This is a genomic window from Aquabacterium sp. A08 (assembly GCF_011742065.1).
This window is the reverse complement of record NZ_JAAQQT010000442.1, coordinates 1-269: the sequence shown is the minus strand read 5'-3', so window position 1 is coordinate 269 and position 269 is coordinate 1. Positions and strand designations below refer to the sequence as shown.

Below are 269 nucleotides of genomic sequence, written 5' to 3'. Positions count from 1 at the left end.
AGGCGGGTGGACTGCCACCAGGCCAGCGGCGCCCAGGCCACGGCGGCCACCAGCAGCAGGTGGGGCAGCGACAGGGCCAGCGTCCAGCGCCAGGCCCGGCGCAGCGCCGGCACCGGCAGGCGCGTGGCGGCCCACAGCACAAACAGCGGCACAAAACCCAGCACCCAGTGCAGCCCGATGCTGCGGCGCAGGCCCAGCAGCGCGAACACCAGCATGGGGAAGGCCCACAGCACCAGCAGCACCCGGCCCATGGGCACAGCGCGGCCCCG

General features: G+C 75.5%; 1 pseudogene. It reads right to left on the bottom strand.

What is annotated here, in order from left to right:
* Positions 1–269 (bottom strand): annotated as a pseudogene (locus tag HA630_RS27220) (hypothetical protein); the annotation flags it as partial.